The sequence below is a fragment of the Microbacterium sp. H1-D42 genome (genome assembly GCF_022637555.1).
Taxonomy (GTDB): domain Bacteria; phylum Actinomycetota; class Actinomycetes; order Actinomycetales; family Microbacteriaceae; genus Microbacterium.
The window spans coordinates 2,613,391-2,635,967 of record NZ_CP093342.1 but is presented as its reverse complement, the minus strand read 5'-3'; the positions used below and the strand labels follow the sequence as shown (position 1 = coordinate 2,635,967).

Here is a 22,577-nt window from a genome sequence, read left to right as displayed (position 1 = left end):
TGGCTATGGTCGATACACCGGAACAAAGGAGTTGCTGTCATGCCCACGACGCAGACAAAGCCCGAGAAGCGCAGCGTGATGCGCCCCGTCAACCGCTTCCTCGAGCGGTGGATACCCTCCGCCCTGACCTTCGCCATCGTCCTGACACTGATCGTCGCCGTCCTGGCGATGACACTCACGCAGACCAGCCCGGTGGACGTGGTCAAGAGTTGGGGCGACGGGCTGGCAGGGCTACTGGCCTTCATGACCCAGATGTGTCTCATCCTGCTGCTGGGGTACATGCTCGCCAATACTCGCCCAGTGCGCAAGCTGCTGGCCTGGCTCGCGCGCGTGCCGAGCAACGCCGCATTCGCGTACGTCTTCGTATTCGTCGTCGCGGCCATCGCGAGCCTCATCACCTGGGGCCTCGGGCTGATCGTCGGCACGCTGCTGGCTCGCGAGATCGCGGTTCAGGCGCGCAAGCGCGGCATGAGGGTGCACTTCCCGCTGCTGGTCGCCGCCGGCTACTCGGGCTTCGTCGTCTGGCACATGGGGTACTCGGGCTCGGGTCCGCTGACCGCTGCCACGCCCGATTCGTTCCTCGCACCGGCGCTCGGCGGCGAGGTCATCCCCGTCTCAGAGACGATCTTCTCAAGCTGGAACATGCTCGCAGCACTCGCCGTGATCGTGGTCTGCGCACTGCTGTTCTTCCTGATCCGCCCCCGCAAGGACGACCCGATCTACGAGCTGCCGGCCAGCGTCGGCTCTGAGGGGGAGGATGACTTCGACGACGAGGTCGTCACCCCTGCCGACCGCATCGATGCATCGCGCATCCTCACGCTCGTGCTCGGCCTCGCACTGGTGATCTACCTGGTCGTGCACTTCGTGCAGGGCGGCACGCTCACCCTCGACATCGTGAACTGGTCGTTCCTCGCGCTGATCCTGCTGCTGGTGCGCAGCCCGTTCGAGATCATCCACCTCACGAAGAAGGCGGCGTCGAACGTCGGCGAGATCCTGCTGCAGTTCCCGCTGTACGCCGGAATCCTCGGCATCATGGCCGGTTCGGGCCTGATCGAACTGTTCTCGAATGCGTTCGTCTCGATCGCGACGCCTGTCACGTTCGGCGTGCTGGCGTTCCTCTCGGCCGGTGTCGTGAACTTCTTCGTGCCGTCGGGCGGCGGACAGTTCGCCGTGCAGGGGCCGATCATGCTCGACGCTGCGAACCAGCTCGGCGTCGACCCGTCGGTCGCGATCATGGCCGTCGCCTACGGCGACCAGTGGACCAACATGATCCAGCCGTTCTGGGCGCTGCCGGTGCTGGCCATCGCCGGGCTGAAGATGCGCGACATCCTCGGCTACACGTTCGTGACGCTGCTCGGCTCGGGCGTGGTGTTGGCCACGGTGCTGATCCTCGTCAGCATGTGAACTGATCGCGATGTGAGCAGTGGATGCCAGTGGCCGGCCGGCCACTGGCATCCACTCAGGCGGTGAAGCGCGCGATGAACTCGCGCGTGCGCTGCTGGGCGGGGGAGACCAGCAGCTGCGCCGGCGGCCCCTGCTCGACGACGACCCCGCCGTCGAGGAAGACGATCCGGTCGGCGACGTCGCGCGCGAACGACAGCTCGTGGGTGGCCATCAGGATCGTCGCCCCATCGGCGGCGAGCTGACGCACGAGCTCGAGCACCTCGCCGACCAGCTCCGGATCGAGCGCCGAGGTGATCTCATCGAGCAGCAGCACCTCGGGATCGGTCGCAATGGCGCGCACGATCGCCGTGCGCTGCTGCTGCCCTCCGGACAGCCGGTCGGGGTGCTCGCGTGCCAGATCGGCGAGACCCACGCGCTCCAGCAAGGCCATCCCGCGCTCCTCCGCGTCGCGCCGCCGCCGGCGGTGCACGACCCGGGAGGCGAGGGTGACGTTCTCGAGCACGGTCAGATGAGGGAAGAGGTTGTAGCTCTGGAACACCGTGCCGAAGCGGGCGCGCACGCGGTTCGCATCCGCGCGGGGGTCGGAGATGTCATCGCCGTGCAGCACGATCTGGCCGTCATCGATCTGCTCCAGCAGGCCCAGACACCGCAGCAGGGTCGATTTGCCCGATCCGCTCGCGCCGATCAGCGCGACCACCTCGTGCTGCCGCAGCGAGACGTCGATCCCGCGCAGCACCTCGCGCTCGCCGAAGGACTTGTAGAGGTCGCGACCCTCGAGCAGTGCGGTCATACGATCGATCCCGTCTGCTCGCGTTCGCGCAGCCGTGCGGTGTACCAGTCGGTGAGACGGATTGTCGGGATCGCGAGCAGGATGAAGAGGATGCCGGCGACGATGTACGGCGTGAAGTTGTAGGTCTGGGCCTGCACCAGCTGCGCCGCGCGCACGGCATCCACCGCACCGAGGATGGAGATCAGGCCGACGTCCTTCTGCATCGAGACGAAGTCGTTCATCAACGGGGGCGTGACTTTACGCAGAGCCTGGGGGAGCATGATGCGGCGCAGGGTCTGCATGTGGCTCAGCCCCAGGCCCCTGGCCGCGAGGCGCTGCGATGGGTGCACCGCCTCGATGCCGGCGCGGATCACTTCTGAGACGTAGGCCGAGTAGGTCAGAGTGACGGCGATGGTGCCGAGCAGCACGGGCGACAGGCGCTGGTTCAGCACCGTCGGGATGCCGAACCCGACCAGGTACAGCACGATGATGAACGGCAGACCGCGGAAGATGTCGGTGTACGCGGCGGCGAGCACTCGCAGCGGGAAGAAGATCGGACCGCGCAGGGTGCGCAGCGTCGCGATCAGCAGCGCCACGACGGCGACGGTCACCACCGACAGACCAAGCACCTGCAGGTTGAGCAGGAAGCCGTCCCACACCTTCGGCAGCGCGCGCAGCGCGACGGCGGGGTCGAAGAACGCCTGCTGCACGGACGCCCAGCCCGGCGTGCGCACGACGGTCAGCCAGATCACGGCCGCGAAGACGACCGTGGAGGCGATCGCCACCAGGATCGATCGCTGAGAGCGTCCGCGCCGGTAGGCGCGGCGATCCAGCTCGAGGGCGCTGGGCTGATGCGTGCTCACGCGATCGACCGTAGCGGATCGGATGCTGGTCGGCCGGCGCTCACTTCAGCTTCGTGACGCCCTGACCAGAGCCGAGCCACTGGTCCGTGATCTTCTCGAGGGTGCCGTCCGCGCGCAGCGCATCCACCGCGGCGCTCACTTCGGCCGTCAGCGCCGAGTCCTTCGGCAGCAGCAGACCCCACTCATCGGGCACTCCGGCCACGGGGAGCTCGCCGATGATGAACGAGTCCTCGATGTAGACGCCGGTGGCGTAGTACGCGGTGGGCAGGTCCAGCACGATGGCGTCGATCTGGTTCGCCTTCAGTGCGGCGACAGCATCCTCGTTCGAGTCGTACAGCAGGGCATCCTTCTCGGGCTTCACTGCCTCGTCGATCGTCAGCGCGCTCGTCGAGCCCGCCATGGCGCCCAGCTGCAGGGCGCCGAGGTCGGCGAGCGAGTCCACGGCATCCGCCGTGCCGCCCTTGATGGCGACCGCGGCCTGGCTGGCCTCGTAGTACGGTGAGGAGAAGTCGACGGCCTGCCGGCGCTCATCGGTGATGGTGTACTGCTGGATGTTGAAGTCGAAGTTCTTCGGGCCAGGGGCGATGGCAGCATCGAAGCTGGTGCGCACCCACTCGACGTCGTCCTTCGCGAAGCCGAGCTTCTCGGCCACGGCATAGGCGACGGATGCCTCGAACCCCTCGCCGGAGGCCGGGTCGTCGTCGATGACGTACGGGAAGTAGGCGATCTCGCCGGTGGCGATGGTGAGCTTTCCCGGGGTGACGTAGCCGGCGTCTGCCGGGGCGGGCTCGTCCGATCCCGACGGCGCGGCCGGAGACCCGGCGCACGCGGTCAGCGCGAGCAGCGCCGCAGCGGCGGCGGTGAGGGCGAGCGAACGCAGGGCGACGCGGGGCATGGGGTCTCCAGAGATGTCGGGTGCGGTCGTTGACGAGCGTCGCCGACCACCTCCATCATCCGCGCTCCGCGCCCCGCTGGGCCGATTAGCGGTCCGATTGTTACGTGCGGACGGTCGCCGCCTCGACGCGGCCCATCTTCCACACGCTCGGCACGAAGGCGGTGCCGATGGCGATGGTGGCGTAGATGATGCCGGAGGTCGTCAGAACGACGGCGGGGTCGGCATGCGTGATGAGCCAGCCGTACACCAGCGTGCCGATCGGCATGACGACGAAGCTGCCCAGCATGTCGTAGCTGGAGACGCGGCTGAGCTTGTCGGTGGGGATGTTCTCCATCATCGCGACGCTCCAGCCCGTGCTGAAGATCTCGGCGCCGGCGCCGGCGAGGAACGCCGCGATCGCGACGAGCACCACGACCGGATGCACCCCGAGCATCGTCAAGGGGATCGCGAACAGGCTGATGCCGATCATGCCCATCCGCAGCGGGCGCTTGAGCGGGACCCACATCAGCACGAGGGTCATCAGCAGCACGCCGACGCCCTCGGCGCTGACGACCCAGCCCCAGCCGGCGATGCCCAGCCGCTCGTCGTTCTTCGCGATGTACGGGCCGACCACGCCCCACGCGCCGACGTGGATGGCGTTCATGACCATGAATGCCAGGACGACGGCGACGAGCCAGGAGCGGCTCCAGAACTCGGTCCAGCCGATGCGCAGGTCGGCGAACAGCGAGAACCGGCCGTCGCCGGTCGGGGGCGGCAGCTTCACCATGGCGAGGATCGGGATGGCCGCAAGCCAGCCGAAGATCTGCACCACCATCGCCCAGGCGGGTCCCACAGTCGTGACGAGGATGCCCGCGATCACCGGTCCGCCGATCGTGACCGCCGAGCGGATGAACGACAGCATCGCGTTGGCCTGCTGCAGCGTCTCGGGCTTGGTCAGCTGCGGGATGATGCCCTGCATCGCCGGAAGGACGAATGCGGTGGATGCCCCGTTGACGGCGGCGAGCCCGACGACGATCGGGATCGTGGCGGTCTGACTGAACAGCAGGTACGCGATCGTGCCGATCGAGAGGATGTCGAGCACATAGCAGACCTGGATCACCAGCGCGCGTGGGAGCCGGTCGGCGACGACGCCGCCGAACAGCACGAAGACGATGTTCGCGAGGGTGAAGGCGGTCAGCACGAGTGACAGGCTGACCGGGTCGTTGTCGATCTGCAGCACTGCGAACGCCAGCGCGATCGACGACATCGAGCCGGTGATCATGGTGATGGCGCGCGCCAGGAAGAACCAGCGGAAGTTGCGGTCGCCGAGTGCGGCGAAGCCACGGTTCACAGGTGTCCGCGATTCAGCACCCGACCATCTAAGCACGCGTGCGCTGTCCTCCTCGCACGGGTCATTGCAGTGAGCTTTCGAGGGGAGGATCCTGAGATCAATGGTGGCGGGTCGCGCACCGTTTCGACCGCATCGGACAGCAGGGTGGGCTGATCATGACGAAGCTCGAGTTCGACTACCTGGTCGTCGGGGCAGGAGCGATGGGCATGGCCTTCACCGACGCGCTGATCGACCATGCGCCAGGCGCACGCGTCGCACTCGTCGACCGCCGACACGGCGTCGGCGGGCACTGGCTCGAGGCATACCCGTTCGTGCGGCTGCATCAGGCCTCGGCGCTGTACGGAGTCGGCTCGACGCTGCTCGGAGGCGGTCGGACGCAGCATCGCGGCTCTGAGGTGGGCCTGCAGGAGCGCGCGACCAAGTCCGAGATCTGCAGCTACTTCGAGCGCGTGCTCGATCGGCTGCGCGACACTGATCGCGTCGAGTTCTTCTCGGGCTGCGAGTACCCGGGCCTCGGGCGCGGCGATCGTCGCTTCGCCTCACGGGTGTCGGGGGCAGAGTACTCGGTGCCGGATGGTTGCGTCGTGGTCGACGCCCACTACCTCGCCCCGCGCATCCCGGCCGAGGTGCCGCCGCCCTTCGAAGTCGCCGAGGGCGCACGGGTGCTGCCGGTGGGTGAACTAGTCCACCTCGCCGAACCGGCTGGCGAGTACGTCATCGCCGGCTCCGGCAAGACCGCGACCGATGCGTGTGTCTGGCTGCTGACGCACGGTGTCGCGCCCGATGCGATCACCTGGGTGCGTCCGCGCGATCCCTGGATGACGAACCGCGCCGTCGTGCAACCAGTGCCGGAGGTGTTCCTCGGCATGCTCGCCGACATCGTGACGGCAGCCGAGCACTCCCATTCCGTCGACGAACTCTTCTTCGCGCTCGAGGACGCAGGTGTCATGCTGCGCATCGACCCGAAGGTGACGCCGACGATGGCGCGGGCGCCGACCCTCGCCGAATGGGAGCTCGACCTGCTGCGCACGATCGAGCACATCGTGCGCCGAGGGCACATTCGCCGCGTCGAACGACGACGGGTCGAATTCGATGACGGATCGCTCGCCGTCGGTGACGACGCCCTCGTCATCCACTGCGCCGCCGAGGGGCTGCTGTCGCGCCCGCTCGTGCCGATCTGGTCACCAGGAGAGATCACCCTGCAGCCGGTGCGCGCCGGGTTCCCCTGCTTCGGCGCGGCGATCACCGGCTACGTCGAGGCGACCCGCGGGGCCGGCAGCAGCGGCGAAGACGATGAGTCCAAGAACGAGCTCTGCCGCCCGTCGCCGTACCCCGACACGCTCGCCGCGTGGGTGCGCATGATCGCGGTCGGCGGCCGCAACGCGGCCGTGTTCGGCGCCGTGCCCGACATCGCCGAATGGGCGTCCACCGTCGCGATCAACCCGGCACGTATCGATCCGAATGCCGCCCACTCGGCCGATCTCGACGCCGCCCTTGCGCGGGTTGCGGCGCACGCCCCGGCCGGCATGGCGCGCCTGATTGAGTTGGGCGCGGCCGCGGCGTAGTGCGGCGCACCGAGCGTCAGTGGGGGTCAGTACGCGTCGGCCGCGCTGCCGTCGGATGCCGGGATGAAGCGCGCGGCGAGAGCCTCGGAACCCCGTGCCAGCAGCGTCACGTCGGCGCTGACCGAGACGAAGTCGGCACCGGCGGCCATGTACTCGTCCGCCATCTTCGGGTCGAAGGCGTTCACACCGACCTTCTTGCCGGCGTCGTGCACGAGATCGAACACCCGGTGAGCGGCCGCCAGCACATCGGGATGCCATTGCTGACCAGGCACGCCCATGGACGCAGCCAGGTCCGCAGGACCCACCAGCACGCCGTCGACGCCGTCGACCGCGATGATCTCGGCGGCGGCATCCACGGCATCCGACGACTCGATCTGCACGAGCAGCGAGATCGTCTCGGACGCACTCGGCACGTACCCGGCGACCCGACCCCAGCGGCCGCTGCGGGCCAGCGCCGAGCCGACGCCGCGGACGCCCTCCGGCGGATAGCGCACGGCGGCGACCGCCGCCCGCGCCTCGTCGGCCGAGGCGACCATCGGCACGAGCAGGTTCTGCGCACCGGCATCCAGCACCTGCTTGATGACCACGGCGTCGTTCACCGGCACGCGCACGACGGCGGTCACCGGGTACGCGGCGATCACCTGCAGCTGCTGCTGCACAGTGGTGAGAGTGTTCGGGCCGTGCTCCATGTCGATCAGCAGCCAGTCCAGCCCGGAACCGGCGCAGATCTCGGCGTTCAGGAGAGAGCCGGTGCTCAGCCACATGCCGATCAGTGGGCGGTCGGCGTCCGCGAGCCTGTCGCGGAACGTGGACTCTAGACGAAGCGGCATGAAATGGTTCCCATCTCGCGGTAGTCGCACAGCACTTCATCGCCGCGCTCGACCCACATCGGCCGTGTGAACGATCCTGCCAGGATCAGCTCACCCGCCTCCAGCCGTGCGCCGTGCTGGTGGAACTTGTTCGCCAGCCACGCGACGCCGGTCGCGGGATGCCCGAGCACGCCAGCGGCGACCCCGGTCTCCTCGATCTGACCGTTGCGCGAGAGCACACCAGGCACCCAGCGCAGGTCGATCTCGTCTGGACGCAGGTGCACGTCGCCGAGCACCATCGCACCGTATGCGGCGTTGTCGCTGATCGTGTCGACGATCGTGCGGCCCTCGAGCTCGATGTGCGAGTTGAGCACCTCGAGCGCCGGCACGGCGTAGTCGATCGCGTTCAGAGCGTCGTCGAGTGTGCAGTCCGGCCCCTCGAGCGGGGCCTTCAGCATGAACGCCAGCTCGACCTCGATGCGCACGTTCGAGAAGTGATCGAAGGGGATCTCCAACCCTGAGGCGTAGACGGTGTCGTCGAACATCACGCCGTAGTCCGGCTCGCTGATGCCTGTGGCCTGCTGCATGGCCTTCGAGGTCAGTCCGATCTTGCGACCGACGAGCCTGCGCCCCGCGGCGATCTGGGCGTCACGCCAGACACCCTGGATCGCGTAGGAGTCCTCGATCGTGGCGTCCGGATGCCGAGCAGTGATGCGCGGCATCACGCCGCGCGTGCGCTCAGCCTCTGCCAGCTCGGCCGCGAGGTCGGCGATGGTCGCAGCGGGCAGAGTCACAGCTGGTGTCCAAGCTTGTACTCGCCCTGCTTCCACTCCGGCATCTCCGACGTGTCGTCAGGGCGGGTGTACGAGAACCCGTCCGCGCCGATCGTGACGGCCATCTCGCTGTCATCGGTGCGGGCGATGACCGGCTGCGGGTTGCCGTCCAGATCCAGCACGAGCGAGGCGTCGGTGTACCACGAGGGCACGACCGGGTTGCCCCACCAGTCGCGACGCTGGTTGTCGTGCACATCCCAGGTGATGACGGGGTTGTCGGGGTCGCCGGTGTAGTAGTCCTGCGTGTAGATCTCCACGCGGTGACCGTCGGGGTCGCGCAGGTAGAGGTAGAACGCGTTGCTGACGCCGTGGCGACCTGGACCCCGCTCGATGGCATCCGATCGGCGGAGCGCGCCGAGCTTGTCGCAGATGGCGAGGATGTTGTGCTTCTCGTGCGTCGCGAAGGCGACGTGGTGCATGCGCGGGCCGTCACCGCCGGTGGCGGCGGTGTCGTGCACGGTGGGCTTACGTCGCATCCACGCCGCGTACACGGTGCCCTCTTCATCCTGGATGTCCTCCGTGACGCGGAAGCCGAGGTCCTGGTAGTGGCGCACGGCGCGCGGCACGTCGGGGGTGACCTGGTTGAAGTGGTCCAGGCGCACCAGCTCGCCCGGCGTGTGCAGGTCGTAGCGCCATGACAGGCGCTCGACGTGCGTGGTCTCGTAGAAGAACTCGTACGGGAAGCCCAGAGGGTCGACGACGCGCACCGAGTCGCCGATGCCCTTCACGAAGCCCTCCGGAGCCCGGCGCACCTCGCAGCCGAGCTGATGGTAGAACTCCACGGCCCGGTCGAGGTCCTCAGCCGAGCGCACCCGGTACGAGAACGCGGCGACAGCCGCGATCGGTCCCTTGCGCAGCACCAGGTTGTGGTGGATGAACTCCTCTGTGGAGCGCAGGTAGATCGCCTCGTCGTCTTCAGCGGTGACGTACAGCCCCAGCACATCGGCGTAGAACTCGCGGGAGGCCGCGAGGTCGGTGACCACGAGCTCCATGTACGCGCAGCGCAGGATGTCGGGCGGGGTGCTGGTCGGGGTCGCCACAGGGTTGTCGGCGCGGATGTTCGACTCCTGGCTCACGTAGAAGCCCGAGGAGGTGAGCGTCATGCCTGCGCGATGTGTCGAGTCGGTGCGGTTGGTCATGTCAGCGTCCTTGCCTAGTGCTTTCCGAAGGTGGGGTTGTGGGGTTCGCCGAGCGTGATGTGCACACTCTGCTGATCGGTGTAGAAGTCGATCGAGCGGTAGCCGCCCTCGTGGCCGAGACCGGATGCCTTCACGCCGCCGAACGGGGTGCGCAGGTCGCGCACGTTGTTCGAGTTCAGCCACACCATTCCGGCCTCGACGGACTGGGCGAAGTTGACGCCGCCCTTCAGATCGTTCGTCCAGACGTACGCGGCGAGGCCGTACTTGGTGTTGTTGGCGAGCGCGAGGGCTTCGTCGTACGTGTCGAACGGGGTGATCGCGACGACCGGTCCGAAGATCTCCTCCTGGAAGATGCGGGCGTCCGACGGCACGTCGGCGAAGACGGTCGGCTGCACGAAGTTGCCCTCGGGGAACGCGTCGGGGCGGCCGCCGCCGGCGACCAGACGGCCCTCGCTCTTGCCGAGCTCGACGTAGCTCATCACCTTCGCGAAGTGCTCCGGATGCACGAGTGCGCCGACTTCGGTGGTCGGATCGTGCGGCATGCCGACCTTCACGCGCTGCGCCTGGGCGGCGTAGCGCTCGACGAACTCGTCGTACACCGACCGCTGCACCAGGATGCGGGAGCCGGCGGTGCAGCGCTCGCCGTTGAGCGAGAAGACGCCGAAGATGCAGGCGTCGATCGCCAGGTCGAGATCTGCGTCCTCGAACACGATCGCCGGGCTCTTGCCGCCCAGCTCCATCGACAGCCCCTTGAGGAACGGAGCCGCGTTGCCGAAGATCAGTTGCCCGGTGCTGCTCTCGCCGGTGAACGAGATCAGCGGCACCTCTGGGTGCTTCACCAGCGCATCGCCGGCGTCCTCGCCGAGTCCGTTGACGAGGTTGAAGACGCCCTTGGGCAGTCCGGCTTCTTCGAAGATCCCGGCCCACAGCGAGGCCGAAAGCGGCGTGAACTCGGCGGGCTTGAGCACGACGGTGTTGCCGGTGGCCAGTGCCGGCCCGAGCTTCCACGACTCGAGCATGAACGGCGTGTTCCACGGGGTGATCAGGCCGGCGACGCCGATCGGCTTGCGGTTGACGTAGTTGATCTGCTTGCCGGGCACCTTGTAGGCGTCATCGGACTGCGCGACGATCAGGTCCGCGAAGAAGCGGAAGTTCTCGGCGGCGCGCCTGGCCTGACCCAGGGCCTGGGTGATCGGCAGGCCAGAGTCGAAGGACTCCAGCTCTGCCAGACGCGCGTCTCGCGACTCGACGATGTCGGCGATGCGGTGCAGCACCCTGGAGCGCTCGCGCGGCAGCATCCGCGGCCAGGGGCCCTCGGTGAAAGCGCGACGCGCGGCGGCGACGGCCAGGTCGATGTCGGCCTTCTTGCCCGCCGCGGCGTGCACGTACGTCTCGTTCGTGACGGGGTTCAGCACCTCGAACGTGTCGCCGTCGACGGAGTCGACGAATTCACCGTCGATGTAGTGCTGGATCTTCGCCGGCAGGTCTGCCGGGGTGTACACGTCGGTCATCATCGTCCTTCTTCGGTGTGGTGTGGGTGGCGCGAGGCGAGGAAAGCCTCCATGGTGCGCCAGCGGTGGTGTCGTGCGGACAACTCGATGTTCAGAGGTGTCGCGCCGTTGCGCAGCAGTTGGATGAGTTCGGAGTGCTCTTCGACCGACTCCCGTGCGCGGCCCGGCACGAACGCGAAGGTGGTGTCTCGGATGCCCGAGAGCCGGGCCCACCCTCGGTGCACGAGGTCGAGGATGTGCGGGTTCGGGCACGGTTCGTACAGCACTGAGTGGAAGTCGCGATTGAGCTGCGTGAAGCGATGCGCGTCGAAGTGCTCGAGCAGATCCCGCATGCGATCGTTGATCTCTTCGGCGCGGTCGAGTGCGGCCACGTCGAGCAGCGGCGCCGACAGTGCGGTGGCGGCGCCTTCGACCAGTCCGAGCGTCTGCATGGTGTGCGCGTACTCGCTCTCGTCCACCAGCGACACGTGTGCGCCGACATTGCGCTGGAAGGTGACCAGACCCTCGGCTTCGAGGCGGCGGATGGCCTCGCGCACCGGCACGACGCTCATCTGCAGCTCGTCTGCGATCGAACCGAGCACCAGTCGGTATCCGGGTCCGTAGGCGTGCGAGGAGATGCGTCCGCGCAACCAGACGTAGGCCTGCTCGGATTTGCTCGCCTCGCGCACGGCGGTCACTTCGTCTCGCTCCGCTCGCTCAGCGCACCGCATGCGCGCTCCCGCTGGTCGTAGCGTGCCCGCCACTCGGCGTTCATCGGGAACAGTCCGTCGACGGGGTGGCCGGCCGCCACCTGCTCGGCGATCCAGGCATCCTCGTCCTCTTGCGCGAGCGCGGCGTCGGCGACCTCCTCGGCGAGATGCGCCGGGATCACGATCACGCCGTCGCCGTCGCCGACGATCACGTCGCCTGGCTGCACGGTGGCGCCGCCGCAGCCGATGGTCACATCGAACTCCCACGGCACGTGCTTGCGGCCGAGCACCGAGGGGTGTGCGCCCTTCGAGAACACCGGCAGTCCGATCTCGGCGACCGCGTCGAAGTCGCGCACGCCGCCGTCGGTGACGACGCCGGCAGCGCCGCGCGTCTTGGCGCGCAGTGCGAGGATGTCGCCGAGGGTTCCGGTGCTCGCGTCGCCGCGAGCCTCGATGACGATGATCTCACCCTCGTCCACGGCGTCGAACGCGCGCTTCTGGGCGTTGTAGCCGCCGCCGTGGCTCTTGAAGAGATCTTCGCGGGCGGGGACGAAACGCAGCGTCTTGGCTGTGCCCGCGATCTTCGCGCCGGCGATGTTGGCCGAGAGTCCGTCGATGAAGCAGGCGTGCAGGCCGCGCTTGCGCAGCTGGCTGGAGAGTCCGGCGGTCGGCGCCTCGAGCAGCTTGGCGCGCAGCTCGGGGGAGAGGGTGGGCTTCGCTTCGGCCGGCGGCAGCCCGGCAGCTTCCCGCGAGCCCCAGGCCTCGGCGCGCTGCAGATCGTCTACGGCCGGCATCGAGCCGAGCGCGGGGTCGAACGGCGTCTCGCCCTGCGTCACCGTGGTGCGAAGGCGCCCCGACGAGGGGGTGCCAGGAGCATCAGGGGCATCCACCTCGATCTCGACGACGTCACCAGGCACGATCACGCTGGAGCCGGCCGGTGTGCCGGCGAGGATGACATCACCCGGTTCGAGCGTGAAGTGCTGCGAGAGATCGGCGACCAGCTGGGGGAGCGGGAAGAGCAGACCGGACGTGCTGTCGTCCTGTGCGAGCTCGCCATTGACCCAGGCGCGGACGCGCAGGGCGGCAGGGTCGACGGACGCCGCGTCGATGAGGTCGGGGCCGATCGGCGTGAAGCCGTCGCCGCCCTTGGAGCGCACGTTCGAGCCCTTGTCGTTCGCGCGCAGGTCGTACAGGCCGAGGTCGTTGGATGCTGTCACCGACGCCACGTGCGACCAGGCATCTGCCGCGGAGACGCGCCGGGCCGGGGTGCCGATGATCAGGGCGATCTCGCCTTCGAAGGCCAGCAGTTCGGTGCCGGCCGGGCGCTCCACCGTGCCGTCTGTGCCGGACACGGAGCTCGCGGGCTTGAAGAAGTAGGAGGGGGCGGCCGGGCGACGGCCGCGCTGCTCGGCACGCGAGAGGTAGTTGAGGTGGATCGCGATGATCTTGCCTGGGCGGTCGATCTCAGTCACTGGGGGCGCCTCCTCGCGCTGGTGGGGCACCTCCGGACGGTGCCTTGTGCGTCGTATTCGAAATCGTATATGATCACAGCACCCCGTGGCAAGCGTCATCGCTGCCATCCGACAACGCCGTCCAAGGAGCATCATGAGCGATCAGCTCGGTTCACCAGGATTCACGCCGACAGGCACCATCGCCAGCCCTCACGACCGCCGCCGGGTGGTGTTCGCAACCGTGATCGGCACCACCGTCGAGTGGTACGACTTCTTCATCTACGCCACGGCTGTCGGCCTGGTCTTCGGGCAGCTCTTCTTCGCTCCACTCGGCGCGAACAGCGCCCTGATCGCATTCGCGACAGTGGGTGTGAGCTTCCTGTTCCGCCCGCTCGGCGCGTTCCTCGCCGGACACTTCGGCGACAAGCTCGGTCGCAAGGTCGTGCTGATGTGGACGCTCATCCTGATGGGGGCGGCCACCGCCTTGATCGGTGTGCTGCCCACCTATGAGGCCATCGGCATCACCGCTCCGATCCTGCTCGTGCTGCTGCGCATCCTGCAGGGCATCTCGGCAGGCGGCGAGTGGGGCGGCGCCGTGCTCATGGCTGTCGAGCACGCGCCGAGGACCAAGCGCGGCATCTTCGGCGCATCGCCGCAGATCGGTGTGCCGCTGGGTCTGCTGCTCGCCTCGGGCGTGATGGCGATCATGACCGCGATCGCTCCAGGTGAGCAGTTCCTCATCTGGGGGTGGCGCGTGCCGTTCCTGCTCAGCGTCGTCCTGATCCTCGTCGGGTACTACGTGCGGCGCCGTGTCGAGGAGAGCCCCGTCTTCGCCGAGCTCGCTGAGCGCAAGGAGGAGGCGCGGATGCCGATCGTGCAGCTGTTCAAGAAGCACGCCCTGCTCGTGATCATCGCCGCACTCGTCTTCGCCGGAAACAACGCCGTCGGCTACATGACCACGGGTGGCTACATCCAGGGCTACGCGACCAACCCCGAGGGTGCGCTCGCGATGGAACGCGGTCCGGTGCTCTGGGCCGTCGCCGGATCCGCCGTCACCTGGCTGCTCTCCACCCTCCTGGCCGGCTGGGTATGCGACCGCATCGGCCGTCGCAACACGTACATCGCCGGCTGGGTCATGCAGCTCGTCGGCGTGTTCACGCTGTTCCCGCTGGTGAACACCGGCGAGGTCGGGCTGCTGTTCGCGGGCCTGGCGATCCTCACGATCGGCCTCGGATTCACGTACGGTCCACAGGCGGCGCTCTACACCGAGCTGTTCCCGGCCAGCATCCGCTTCTCGGGGGTCTCGATCTCGTACGCGATCGGCGCGATCGCCGGCGGTGCCTTCGCCCCGACCATCGCCACGGCCATCGTGCAGGCCACCGGATCGACGCAGGCCGTCACGTGGTACCTCGCCGGCATGACCGTGCTGGGTCTCATCGCGACCCTCCTGCTGCGCGACCGCAGCGGCATCCCGCTCGGGCCGGATCACGAGGTCGAGCAGTCGAAGAGCCCGATCTACGGTCTGTCGAGGGCCTGAAACCGGCGGTGGCGCGGCTCGAGTGGCCGCGCCGCCGCAGCCGCACCTGCTCCGCCGTCTCGCCCGGCGATGCCGCGGTCAGCGCGCCGCAACCATCGCGGCGATACCGGTGAGGATCGCCTCGATGCCGAACTGCAGGGCCTGGTCTCGGGAGTCGTCGAGCGCCGCGGTCGAGAACGCCGCTGAGGTCAGCGGATAGCGGTCGCCGTGCGCGGCGAGGACAGGAGCGAGGCCGGCCGCCAGGTCCGCCTCGGGGGATGTGGAACCCGTACGCTGCCGCACGAGCGACAGTGCGTGGCCGGAGAGCAGCGCCAGCAGGTCGAGGCGCTCGCCGCCGCTCAGCGGCAGTGCCGCGGTGGCGGCCAGCCCTGCTTCGTACCAGGCGAGTTCCGCAGGGCCGGGAACGTGTGGATGCTGGGTCAGCTCGGCGGTCCAGGGGTGCTGCACTGCGCGGTCGAACAGTGATCGCGTCCAGGCGGTGAGGGTCTCGCGCCAGCCGGAGTCGATATGGGCGGGTGGTGTCCCCAGTGCGCTGTCCAGCATGATCGCGTCGAGGTCGGAGCGGGCGGGCAAGTACCGGTAAAGGGCCATCTTCGTCGTGTCCAGGCACTCTGCCACGCGCTGCATGGTGACGGCTGCGAGCCCCTCGGCGTCGGCGACGGCGATCGCGGCGGCAGCGATCCCGGCGAGCGAGTGCTGGGGCTTGGGGCCTCGTCGGCCCGTTGGCGGGGCGGTCCAGAGCACGCCGCTGCCGGATGCTGTGCCGCTGCCGTGCTCGGGTGATCCCACGGTGGCTCCCTCCGAATGTCTATTGCGTCCATCGTACGCTGTTTGTTACTGTGTCTGAGGGACGCAGTTCAATCGCGACGAAGGAGCCCGTCATGGCAGCACCGAAAGTCCTCATCTCGGGGGCGAGCATCGCCGGCCCTGCCCTGGCGCGGTGGCTCGGCCGCAACGGCTTCGACGTGACGGTCGTCGAGAAGTCCGACGGGATCCGACCTGGCGGGCAGGCCGTCGACTTCAAGGGCCGCACGCATCGCGAGCTGCTCACGCGGATGGGCGTCCTCGATGATGTGCGTGCGCACCAGACCGACAAGACCGACTGGCGGATGGTCGATGCGCACGACGAGGTGCAGGCGGTCGTGCCGGGGGAGTTCATCGGCGGTGACATCGAGATCCTGCGCGGTGATCTCGCCGGCATCCTGCATCGACACTCCGCGCTGGATGCGCAGTACATCTTCGGCGAGGAAATCGTCGCGATGAAGGAAGCTGCAGCAGGGGTCGACGTCGCATTCGCCGGACGCGACTCCGAGCGCTTCGACCTCGTGATCGGCGCCGACGGCGTGCACTCCGCGGTGCGGCGGCTGGGCTTCGGCCCGGAAGAGGAGTGCGTCGAATCACGTGGCTATTACTACGCCGTCGCCGGTGGACAGGTGTCACTCGACGGTCTGGAGACGCGGCTGGCCGATGGTCGCGCCGTCGCCTACGGATACAACACCCCGAATCGGCTGGTGCTGCTCGGCGGACAGAAGGCACCGGCGCTCTTCGTCTTCCACGCGGAGCGGCCGGACTACGATCGCCGGGACGTCGGCTCGCAGCGCGCCTTCCTCGAGACCGCCTTCGCCGACACGGGGTGGCGAGCGCCTGCGGCCCTGGAGGCGGCGCGCACAGCATCCGACTTCTACCTCGATGTGCTCGCGCGCACGCGCATGTCGACCTTCACCCGGCGGTGCCTCGCTCTCGTCGGCGACTCCGGGTACGCCAACACGCTGGGTGGATTCGGCACCGGGCTGGCGCTCATCGGAGCGTATGTCCTCGCCGGCGAACTGGTTCGCGCCCGCGGCGACCACCTCGCAGCGCTCGCGGCCTACGATCGGCGGATGCGCAAGCCGACCAAGATCGCCCGCACCGGCAATGCCGGGCCGTTTCTGGCGCCGCGGTCGAACCGGCGCATCCGGATGCGCAACTGGACGTTCGCCAATCCGGTGTCTTATCGCTCGATGCTGTGGATGACCGACGCGTTCGCCACCGATGATCGCATCCCGGACTACAGGCTGGTCTGAGCGGGCACCAGCCTCACCCTCCGAGAGCGTCCCGGATGCCGGTCGCCGACTGCTGCAGACGGGCCGCGATCTCTGCATCCGAACGCTGCGAGGCCACGTGCACGACAGCCAGTGCCGCCGGGCGCTTGCCTCGCAGCACCAGGGGTACCGCCACGGAGCGCAGATTCGGGATGACCTCGTCGTGGCTGATCGCGTAGCCTCGTTCGCCGGCGGCGGCGACTTCGGCGCGCAGCGCCTCGTCGACCGCAGGCCATTGGGTGTCGCGCAGCTGCGTGAGGATCGCCTTTCCCGGCGCGCCGACGGTGATCGGATGCCGCGTGCCCGGCCGCTGAGCGACGTTCGCGACTGCGTGCCTCGGTTCGACGCTGGTGAGCGTGATGCACTCGTCGCCATCGAGCACGGCGAGGAAGCACGTCATGCCCAACTCGTTCGCGACGGCGGTGAGCTCTGGCAGTGCTTCGGCCTGCAGGTCGTGCGCGACCCCGGCGGCGAGGGCTGCCATGCGCGGGCCGAGCGAGACGCGCCCCGCCGAGTCGCGCGCGACGAGCCGGTGATCCTCCAGCGTGCGCAGCAGGCGGTACGCGATCGAGCGGTGCACCTCGAGTCGCGCCGCGACATCGTCGATCGAGAGTGGGCCGTCGGCGAGGATCTCGAGGATTCGGATGCCACGGCTCAGCGTCTGCGAGGCGGGGGCGGCCATCGGGCTCCTTCGCGTGCGGACGGGCATCCTTGTGGCGGCACCCGTCATCGTATACGATCTGTTCCATAGTAGAACGTTGTGTTCGAATATAGAACACACGCTCATGCGGGGCAAGACCAGCGCACAAGACGACGATGTCCCGGGAAGGACCCGAAGATGCAGTTCCACCACCACGGCTACGTCTCCCACGACCCGCGGGTGCTGCCCGCCGAAGGGCTGGGGATCGACCGCCCCGCAGACCTCCCCGACGAGGTGGACGTGCTCATCGTCGGCTCCGGTCCCGCCGGCATGCTGATGGCAGCGCAGATGTCGCAGTACCCGAACGTCAACACGCGCATCATCGAGAAGCGCGAGGGGCGCCTCGTGCTCGGGCAGGCCGATGGCATCCAGCCGCGCAGCGTCGAGACGTTCCAGGCCTTCGGGTTCGCGTCGCGCATCATCGCCGAGGCCTACAACATCGGCTGGATGAACTTCTGGGGTCCAGATCCTGAGAACCGCGACAACATCATCCGCACCGCGCGCACCGCCGACTACGCCTACGACATCTGCGAGTTCCCGCACCTGATCGTCAACCAGGCGCGTGTGCTCGACTACTTCGCCGAGGCAGCCGCGCACGGGCCAGGGCGGATCGTCCCCGACTACGGCGTGGAGTTCGTGGGACTCACCGTGCACGAGGACGGCGAGTACCCGGTCGAGGTGCGCGTGAAGGATCAGAACGGCGAGCGCACCATCCGCGCGAAGTACGTAGCCGGATGCGACGGCGCCCGCAGCGGCGTGCGCGAGGCGATCGGCCGCAAGCACGTCGGCGGCATCTCCGCGCACGCCTGGGGTGTCATGGACGTGCTGGTCAACACCGACTTCCCGGACTGGCGCACCAAGTGCGCGATCAATGCCGAGGCGGGCAACATCCTGCACATCCCGCGCGAGGGCGGCTACCTCAGCCGGATGTACATCGACCTCGGCGCGGTCGCAGATGACGATGACCACCGCGTGCGGCAGACCCCGATCGAAGAGGTCATCCGCAAGGCGAACGAGATCCTGCATCCATACTCCATCGACGTGAAGAACGTCGCCTGGCACAGCGTGTACGAAGTAGGACACCGCGTCACCGACGGATTCGACGACGTGATCGACGAATCCGATCGCACCCCGCGCGTCTTCCTCACCGGAGACGCCTGCCACACGCACAGCGCCAAGGCAGGTCAGGGCATGAACGTCTCGATGCAGGACGGCTTCAACCTCGCGTGGAAGCTCGGCGCGGTGCTCACCGGCCGCAGCCCGGAATCGCTGCTGTCGACCTACGGCTCCGAACGTCGACCGGTGGCGCAGCAGCTGATCGACTTCGACAAGGAGTGGTCGAGCCTGATGGCACGCAAGCCCGAGGAGATCAGCGACCCGCAGGAACTCGCGACCTTCTACCTGGGTACGGCGGAGTTCCCCTCCGGCTTCATGACGCAGTACACCTCGTCGATGATCACCGGCACCGATGCACACCAGGCGCTCGCCGCGGGCTTCCCCCTCGGCAAGCGCTTCAAGTCGGCAGAGGTGGTGCGCGTCTGCGACGGCAACGTCACGCACCTCGGCCACCACGCCAAGGCCGACGGCCGCTGGCGCGTATACGCCTTCGGCGACCGCACCGGCACCCGGCTGAATGCCTGGGCGGAGCGGGTCGCGCCGCTGCTCGCGACGTACACGCCGTCGGATGCTGATGTCGACTCGGTCTTCGACGTGAAGGCGATCCACCAGCAGGCGTTCGAAGAGCTCGAGGTCACCACGGCGCACGAGCTGTTCGCGCCGAAGAGCGGGCCGCTGGGCCTCACCGACTGGGAGAAGGTCTACGCGGCAGGCCCTTCGAAGTGGACCGATACCGACATCTTCGAGGCGCGCGAGCTCTCTCGCGACGGCGTCGTGATCGTTGTGCGGCCCGATCAGTACGTCGCGGCGATCCTGCCCCTGGACGCCGTCGACGAGCTGGGGGAGTACCTGGCGGGGATGCTGCTGCCGGCGTCCTGATCCGGAGGTTCGCCCCCCGAGCGTTCGGCACTTTGCCTGCGACGCGCCGCGCGACATGACATCTGTCATGTCGAACCCATGACATCGGCATCCGGCATCCGACGCTCACGCTGACGATGCTGGATACATGCTCAGCGCAACCCAAACCCAGACTGTCGCACCAGCGACATCAACCACTGACACGGTCGTCGAACTGCGCGGCGTCCGTCGCCACTACGGCGCCGGGGACCACCGCGTCCAGGCCGTCGAGAACGTCGATCTCAGCATCCGACGCGGTGAGGTCGTCGCCCTGCTCGGCCCGAACGGCGCCGGCAAGACGACCACCCTCGACATGCTGCTCGGACTCACCGACCCCAGCGACGGCACCGTGCAAGTACTGGGCACCACGCCCATGCGCGCCGCCAAGTCCGGTGCGATCGCGGCCGTGCTGCAGACCGGCGGGCTGCTCGGCGACCTCACCGTCGGCGAGACCGTGCAGCTGATCGCCTCGCTGCACGGCAAGGCAGCCCTCGCGCGGGTGCCAGAGATCCTCGAGCGCACCGACCTCACCCACCTCGCCCGCCGCCGCGTGTCGAAGTGCTCCGGCGGCGAGCAGCAGCGCGTGAAGTTCGCGCTCGCGCTCACGGCCGATCCCGACATCCTCGTGCTCGACGAGCCCACCGCCGGCATGGACGTCACCGCCCGCCGCCGGTTCTGGGACGTCATGCGGGCGGATGCCGACGCCGGCCGCACGATCGTGTTCGCCACCCATTACCTGGAGGAGGCCGAGCAGTTCGCCCGCCGCACCGTCGTGATGAACCATGGCACGATCGTCGCCGATGCCCCGACAGCCGAACTGCGTGCAGGTCTCGGCGCCCGCTCGGTCGCCGCGACACTGCCGGGCGATGCCGACTCACTGGTCGCCTCGCTGCGGCAGCATCCGGATGTCGTCGACCTGCGCGTCGATGCGACCAGGCTCACCCTGCGCAGCGCGGATTCGGATGCCATCGCCGGCCTTCTGCTGGCTGCAGGCGCCCACGATCTGGAGATCGCAGCGCCCACCCTCGAGACCGCCTTCACCACCCTCACGGAGGACTGACACATGATGACTTCGACCACGATGCTTCGCATCGAAGGCGTGCGCCAGCTGCGCAACCCCTACACGCTCGCCTTCACCCTTGCGATGCCGGTGGTGATGTACCTGCTGTTCGGTGCGAACCCGGCCTATGGGGGCACGACCGCCGGACACGGCAACGTCTCGTTCTATGTGATGGTGTCGATGGCGGCGTACGGCACCGCCGTCGCGATGAGCTCGCTCACCTCGCTGGCCGCCGCCGAGTCGAAGCAGGGCTGGGGCCGCCAGCTCGCCATGACTCCGCTCAGCAGCGCCGGATACGCGATGACCAAGCTGATCACCGCGTTCTCGTTCGCCGTCCTCGCACTTCTCGCCGTGTTCACCGCCGGTGTCATCACCGGCGCGGAGACCACCGACCTGTGGCGCTGGTTCGCGAGCGCCGGGATCATCCTCGGCGTCGGTCTCATCTACGGACTGTTCGGCCTCGGCGTCGGGCTGTTCTTCAACGCCGATTCGGCCGCCGCACTGGCATCCATCTCGATGACCTTCTTCGCCTTCTTCGGCAACGTGTTCATGCCACTGGACGGCGTCATGCTCGACATCGCCCGCTTCACTCCGCTGTACGGGTTCGTTGCGCTCTCGCGCTGGCCTCTGACCGACGGCGTGCTCACGACCGGTCAGGCCGACCCGCTCTGGGTGGTGCTGCTGAACATCGTCGTCTGGGTGCTGCTGTTCACCGCACTCGTCATCGCCGGTATGAAGCGCTCGCGGCGCCGTCAGTAGGGTGGGGAGAATGACCCGCGAACCCGTCGCCGAAGCCGCGCCCGATCCATCGGGTGCGGCTTCGGCCGCGGTTGCACGTCAGCCGAGCAACCCGTGGGACAGATACGGCTGGCTGATGGCGGTCATCTGGCTGTTCTTTCTGATCTACCCGGCGATCGCGCTGGTGGAATCGGACGCGGCTCCGATCTGGATCGGTGTCGGATGGACCGCCATGGCGGCGTTCGTGGTGCTCTACGTCGGGGGGTTCATCCGCGGGATGCGTCGCGGCGCGGGTCTCGGCAGACCGGTGCCGGCCGGGCAGTGGTGGATCTTCGGCGGAATGATCGCGTGTGCGCTGGTCTACATACCGGCGGGCGGCGTCAACGCCCTTGGTTTCCTGCCGTTCATCATGTCGTTCGCCTCGTACGGGCTCACCAGACCGGCGCACTGGATCACCACCATCGGCGGCGTCGTCCTCACCGCGCTGTGCGTGTCTCTGCTGCCTGGCGGCATGACGTTCATCTCGATCCTGGCGATCGTCGCACTGCTCGGCGTGGTCAACACCGTCTCCACCTCGCTGATCATCCGTTCGTCCCAGGCAGATCGTCTCGGGCTGGAGCTGGCGACCAGCGAGGCGCGCGAGACCGTCGCCCGCGACGTGCACGACCTGATCGGTCACTCACTGACCGTCGTGCAGTTGAAGTCCCAGCTCGCCGCGCGACTGATCGACACCGACCCCGAGCGCGCGAAGGCCGAGCTCGCCGACATCACCGCGCTCACCACCGAGGCGATCGCCGGCGTGCGCGCCACTGTCGCCGGGGTGCGGGCGACGACGCTCGTCGAGCAGCTGGCATCCGCCCGCGACGTCCTGCGGGCCGCCGGCATCGACATGAGCGTCGCGGGGGAGTCGAGTTCGCTCTCGCCCGCGCAGTCGCTGACGGCCAGCTGGGTGCTGCGCGAGGCGATCACGAACGTGCTCCGGCATGCGAAGGCGACGAGCGTGTCGGTGACGATCGAGCCGGGACGGCTGATCGTCGTGGACGACGGATGCGGTCCGTCCCAGGCCGCCGAGGATGCCGACGGCAGCGGCCTGCGCGGAATGCGGGAACGCGCGGCCGCTGCCGGCGCCGCATTCGAGTTCGGTCCAGGGCCTGATCGCGGCACTCGAGTGGAGATCAGGTGGTGAATCG

20 protein-coding genes are annotated in these 22,577 nt (G+C 68.3%); 8 read left to right on the top strand and 12 right to left on the bottom strand.

Going from position 1 to position 22,577, the window contains the following annotated elements; genetic code table 11:
* The first annotated feature begins 39 nt into the window (after positions 1-39).
* Positions 40-1,404: a TIGR00366 family protein gene (locus MNR00_RS12615; RefSeq protein ID WP_241926266.1), complete on the top strand. Its 1,365-nt coding sequence runs from the start codon at positions 40-42 to the stop codon at positions 1,402-1,404.
* A 55-nt stretch (positions 1,405-1,459) separates the two neighbouring features.
* Here the strand turns inward: MNR00_RS12615 and MNR00_RS12610 are convergent, their stop codons facing one another.
* The 4 genes from MNR00_RS12610 to MNR00_RS12595 form a co-directional block, all read right to left on the bottom strand.
* Complete coding sequence (locus tag MNR00_RS12610) at positions 1,460-2,194, bottom strand: amino acid ABC transporter ATP-binding protein (RefSeq protein ID WP_241926265.1); 735 nt, start codon at positions 2,192-2,194, stop codon at positions 1,460-1,462.
* Positions 2,191-3,036 carry an amino acid ABC transporter permease gene (locus tag MNR00_RS12605; RefSeq protein WP_241926264.1) on the bottom strand — a complete coding sequence of 282 codons (846 nt, stop codon included), beginning with the start codon at positions 3,034-3,036 and terminating at the stop codon, positions 2,191-2,193. Before MNR00_RS12605 ends, MNR00_RS12610 begins: the two co-directional genes overlap by 4 nt.
* Positions 3,037-3,076: 40 nt before the next feature.
* Positions 3,077-3,931, bottom strand: coding sequence for a transporter substrate-binding domain-containing protein (locus tag MNR00_RS12600; protein WP_241926263.1), 855 nt, complete (start codon positions 3,929-3,931; stop codon positions 3,077-3,079).
* Between the two features lie 100 nt (positions 3,932-4,031).
* The gene (locus MNR00_RS12595) at positions 4,032-5,261 is read right to left on the bottom strand and encodes an MFS transporter (RefSeq protein WP_241926262.1); all 1,230 of its coding nucleotides are present in this window, start codon (positions 5,259-5,261) and stop codon (positions 4,032-4,034) included.
* A gap of 155 nt (positions 5,262-5,416) precedes the next feature.
* On the opposite strand from MNR00_RS12595, the gene MNR00_RS12590 reads away from it, so the two are divergent.
* Complete coding sequence (locus MNR00_RS12590) at positions 5,417-6,826, top strand: NAD(P)-binding protein (protein ID WP_241926261.1); 1,410 nt, start codon at positions 5,417-5,419, stop codon at positions 6,824-6,826.
* Positions 6,827-6,852: 26 nt separating this feature from the next.
* Here the strand turns inward: MNR00_RS12590 and MNR00_RS12585 are convergent, their stop codons facing one another.
* Genes MNR00_RS12585 through MNR00_RS12560 form a run of 6 tightly spaced genes read right to left on the bottom strand, consistent with a single transcriptional unit; the run spans position 6,853 to position 13,279 of the window.
* Positions 6,853-7,656 (bottom strand): HpcH/HpaI aldolase/citrate lyase family protein, encoded by an 804-nt coding sequence (locus MNR00_RS12585; protein ID WP_241926260.1) that lies wholly within the window; start codon positions 7,654-7,656, stop codon positions 6,853-6,855.
* Positions 7,641-8,423: a fumarylacetoacetate hydrolase family protein gene (locus tag MNR00_RS12580; RefSeq protein ID WP_241928847.1), complete on the bottom strand. Its 783-nt coding sequence runs from the start codon at positions 8,421-8,423 to the stop codon at positions 7,641-7,643. The genes MNR00_RS12585 and MNR00_RS12580 overlap by 16 nt, the downstream gene beginning before the upstream one ends.
* A gap of 2 nt (positions 8,424-8,425) precedes the next feature.
* Entirely contained in the window at positions 8,426-9,607 is a 1,182-nt protein-coding gene (gene hpaD / locus MNR00_RS12575; protein ID WP_241926259.1) for a 3,4-dihydroxyphenylacetate 2,3-dioxygenase, read from the bottom strand.
* A 14-nt stretch (positions 9,608-9,621) separates the two neighbouring features.
* Positions 9,622-11,118, bottom strand: a complete 1,497-nt coding sequence (hpaE, locus tag MNR00_RS12570; RefSeq protein ID WP_241926258.1) for a 5-carboxymethyl-2-hydroxymuconate semialdehyde dehydrogenase — start codon at positions 11,116-11,118, stop codon at positions 9,622-9,624.
* The gene (locus MNR00_RS12565) at positions 11,118-11,795 is read right to left on the bottom strand and encodes a GntR family transcriptional regulator (RefSeq protein WP_241926257.1); all 678 of its coding nucleotides are present in this window, start codon (positions 11,793-11,795) and stop codon (positions 11,118-11,120) included. Before MNR00_RS12565 ends, hpaE begins: the two co-directional genes overlap by 1 nt.
* Complete coding sequence (locus tag MNR00_RS12560; protein ID WP_241926256.1) at positions 11,792-13,279, bottom strand: fumarylacetoacetate hydrolase family protein; 1,488 nt, start codon at positions 13,277-13,279, stop codon at positions 11,792-11,794. The genes MNR00_RS12565 and MNR00_RS12560 overlap by 4 nt, the downstream gene beginning before the upstream one ends.
* Positions 13,280-13,412: 133 nt before the next feature.
* Here MNR00_RS12560 and MNR00_RS12555 point away from each other — a divergent pair, with 133 nt between their 5' ends.
* Positions 13,413-14,795 (top strand): MFS transporter, encoded by a 1,383-nt coding sequence (locus MNR00_RS12555; protein ID WP_241926255.1) that lies wholly within the window; start codon positions 13,413-13,415, stop codon positions 14,793-14,795.
* A gap of 78 nt (positions 14,796-14,873) precedes the next feature.
* Here MNR00_RS12555 and MNR00_RS12550 read toward each other — a convergent pair whose 3' ends face one another.
* Entirely contained in the window at positions 14,874-15,584 is a 711-nt protein-coding gene (locus MNR00_RS12550; RefSeq protein ID WP_241926254.1) for a TetR/AcrR family transcriptional regulator C-terminal domain-containing protein, read from the bottom strand.
* Between the two features lie 92 nt (positions 15,585-15,676).
* Here MNR00_RS12550 and MNR00_RS12545 point away from each other — a divergent pair, with 92 nt between their 5' ends.
* Positions 15,677-16,858, top strand: a complete 1,182-nt coding sequence (locus MNR00_RS12545; protein WP_241926253.1) for an FAD-dependent monooxygenase — start codon at positions 15,677-15,679, stop codon at positions 16,856-16,858.
* Positions 16,859-16,871: 13 nt separating this feature from the next.
* Here the strand turns inward: MNR00_RS12545 and MNR00_RS12540 are convergent, their stop codons facing one another.
* On the bottom strand, positions 16,872-17,558 hold the full coding sequence (locus MNR00_RS12540; protein ID WP_241926252.1) for a helix-turn-helix domain-containing protein: 687 nt from the start codon (positions 17,556-17,558) through the stop codon (positions 16,872-16,874).
* Positions 17,559-17,714: 156 nt separating this feature from the next.
* Here MNR00_RS12540 and MNR00_RS12535 point away from each other — a divergent pair, with 156 nt between their 5' ends.
* The 4 genes from MNR00_RS12535 (at position 17,715) to MNR00_RS12520 (ending at position 22,573) form a co-directional block, all read left to right on the top strand.
* Positions 17,715-19,571 carry an FAD-dependent monooxygenase gene (locus MNR00_RS12535; RefSeq protein WP_241926251.1) on the top strand — a complete coding sequence of 619 codons (1,857 nt, stop codon included), beginning with the start codon at positions 17,715-17,717 and terminating at the stop codon, positions 19,569-19,571.
* Positions 19,572-19,698: 127 nt separating this feature from the next.
* Complete coding sequence (locus tag MNR00_RS12530) at positions 19,699-20,649, top strand: ABC transporter ATP-binding protein (RefSeq protein WP_241926250.1); 951 nt, start codon at positions 19,699-19,701, stop codon at positions 20,647-20,649.
* Between the two features lie 3 nt (positions 20,650-20,652).
* Positions 20,653-21,408: an ABC transporter permease gene (locus tag MNR00_RS12525; RefSeq protein ID WP_241926249.1), complete on the top strand. Its 756-nt coding sequence runs from the start codon at positions 20,653-20,655 to the stop codon at positions 21,406-21,408.
* 10 nt (positions 21,409-21,418) lie between these two features.
* Entirely contained in the window at positions 21,419-22,573 is a 1,155-nt protein-coding gene (locus tag MNR00_RS12520) for a histidine kinase (RefSeq protein WP_241926248.1), read from the top strand.
* Positions 22,574-22,577: the final 4 nt, after the last annotated feature.

What these genes read in the sequence shown, in the direction of transcription:
- MNR00_RS12615 (WP_241926266.1), top strand. Translation starts at nt 40, where the DNA reads ATGCCCACGACGCAGACAAAGCCCGAGAAGCGCAGCGTGATGCGCCCC.
- MNR00_RS12610 (WP_241926265.1), bottom strand. Translation starts at nt 2,194, where the DNA reads ATGACCGCACTGCTCGAGGGTCGCGACCTCTACAAGTCCTTCGGCGAG.
- MNR00_RS12600 (WP_241926263.1), bottom strand. Translation starts at nt 3,931, where the DNA reads ATGCCCCGCGTCGCCCTGCGTTCGCTCGCCCTCACCGCCGCCGCTGCG.
- MNR00_RS12590 (WP_241926261.1), top strand. Translation starts at nt 5,417, where the DNA reads ATGACGAAGCTCGAGTTCGACTACCTGGTCGTCGGGGCAGGAGCGATG.
- MNR00_RS12585 (WP_241926260.1), bottom strand. Translation starts at nt 7,656, where the DNA reads ATGCCGCTTCGTCTAGAGTCCACGTTCCGCGACAGGCTCGCGGACGCC.
- hpaD (WP_241926259.1), bottom strand. Translation starts at nt 9,607, where the DNA reads ATGACCAACCGCACCGACTCGACACATCGCGCAGGCATGACGCTCACC.
- hpaE (WP_241926258.1), bottom strand. Translation starts at nt 11,118, where the DNA reads ATGACCGACGTGTACACCCCGGCAGACCTGCCGGCGAAGATCCAGCAC.
- MNR00_RS12555 (WP_241926255.1), top strand. Translation starts at nt 13,413, where the DNA reads ATGAGCGATCAGCTCGGTTCACCAGGATTCACGCCGACAGGCACCATC.
- MNR00_RS12545 (WP_241926253.1), top strand. Translation starts at nt 15,677, where the DNA reads ATGGCAGCACCGAAAGTCCTCATCTCGGGGGCGAGCATCGCCGGCCCT.
- MNR00_RS12540 (WP_241926252.1), bottom strand. Translation starts at nt 17,558, where the DNA reads ATGGCCGCCCCCGCCTCGCAGACGCTGAGCCGTGGCATCCGAATCCTC.
- MNR00_RS12535 (WP_241926251.1), top strand. Translation starts at nt 17,715, where the DNA reads ATGCAGTTCCACCACCACGGCTACGTCTCCCACGACCCGCGGGTGCTG.
- MNR00_RS12530 (WP_241926250.1), top strand. Translation starts at nt 19,699, where the DNA reads ATGCTCAGCGCAACCCAAACCCAGACTGTCGCACCAGCGACATCAACC.
- MNR00_RS12525 (WP_241926249.1), top strand. Translation starts at nt 20,653, where the DNA reads ATGATGACTTCGACCACGATGCTTCGCATCGAAGGCGTGCGCCAGCTG.
- MNR00_RS12520 (WP_241926248.1), top strand. Translation starts at nt 21,419, where the DNA reads ATGACCCGCGAACCCGTCGCCGAAGCCGCGCCCGATCCATCGGGTGCG.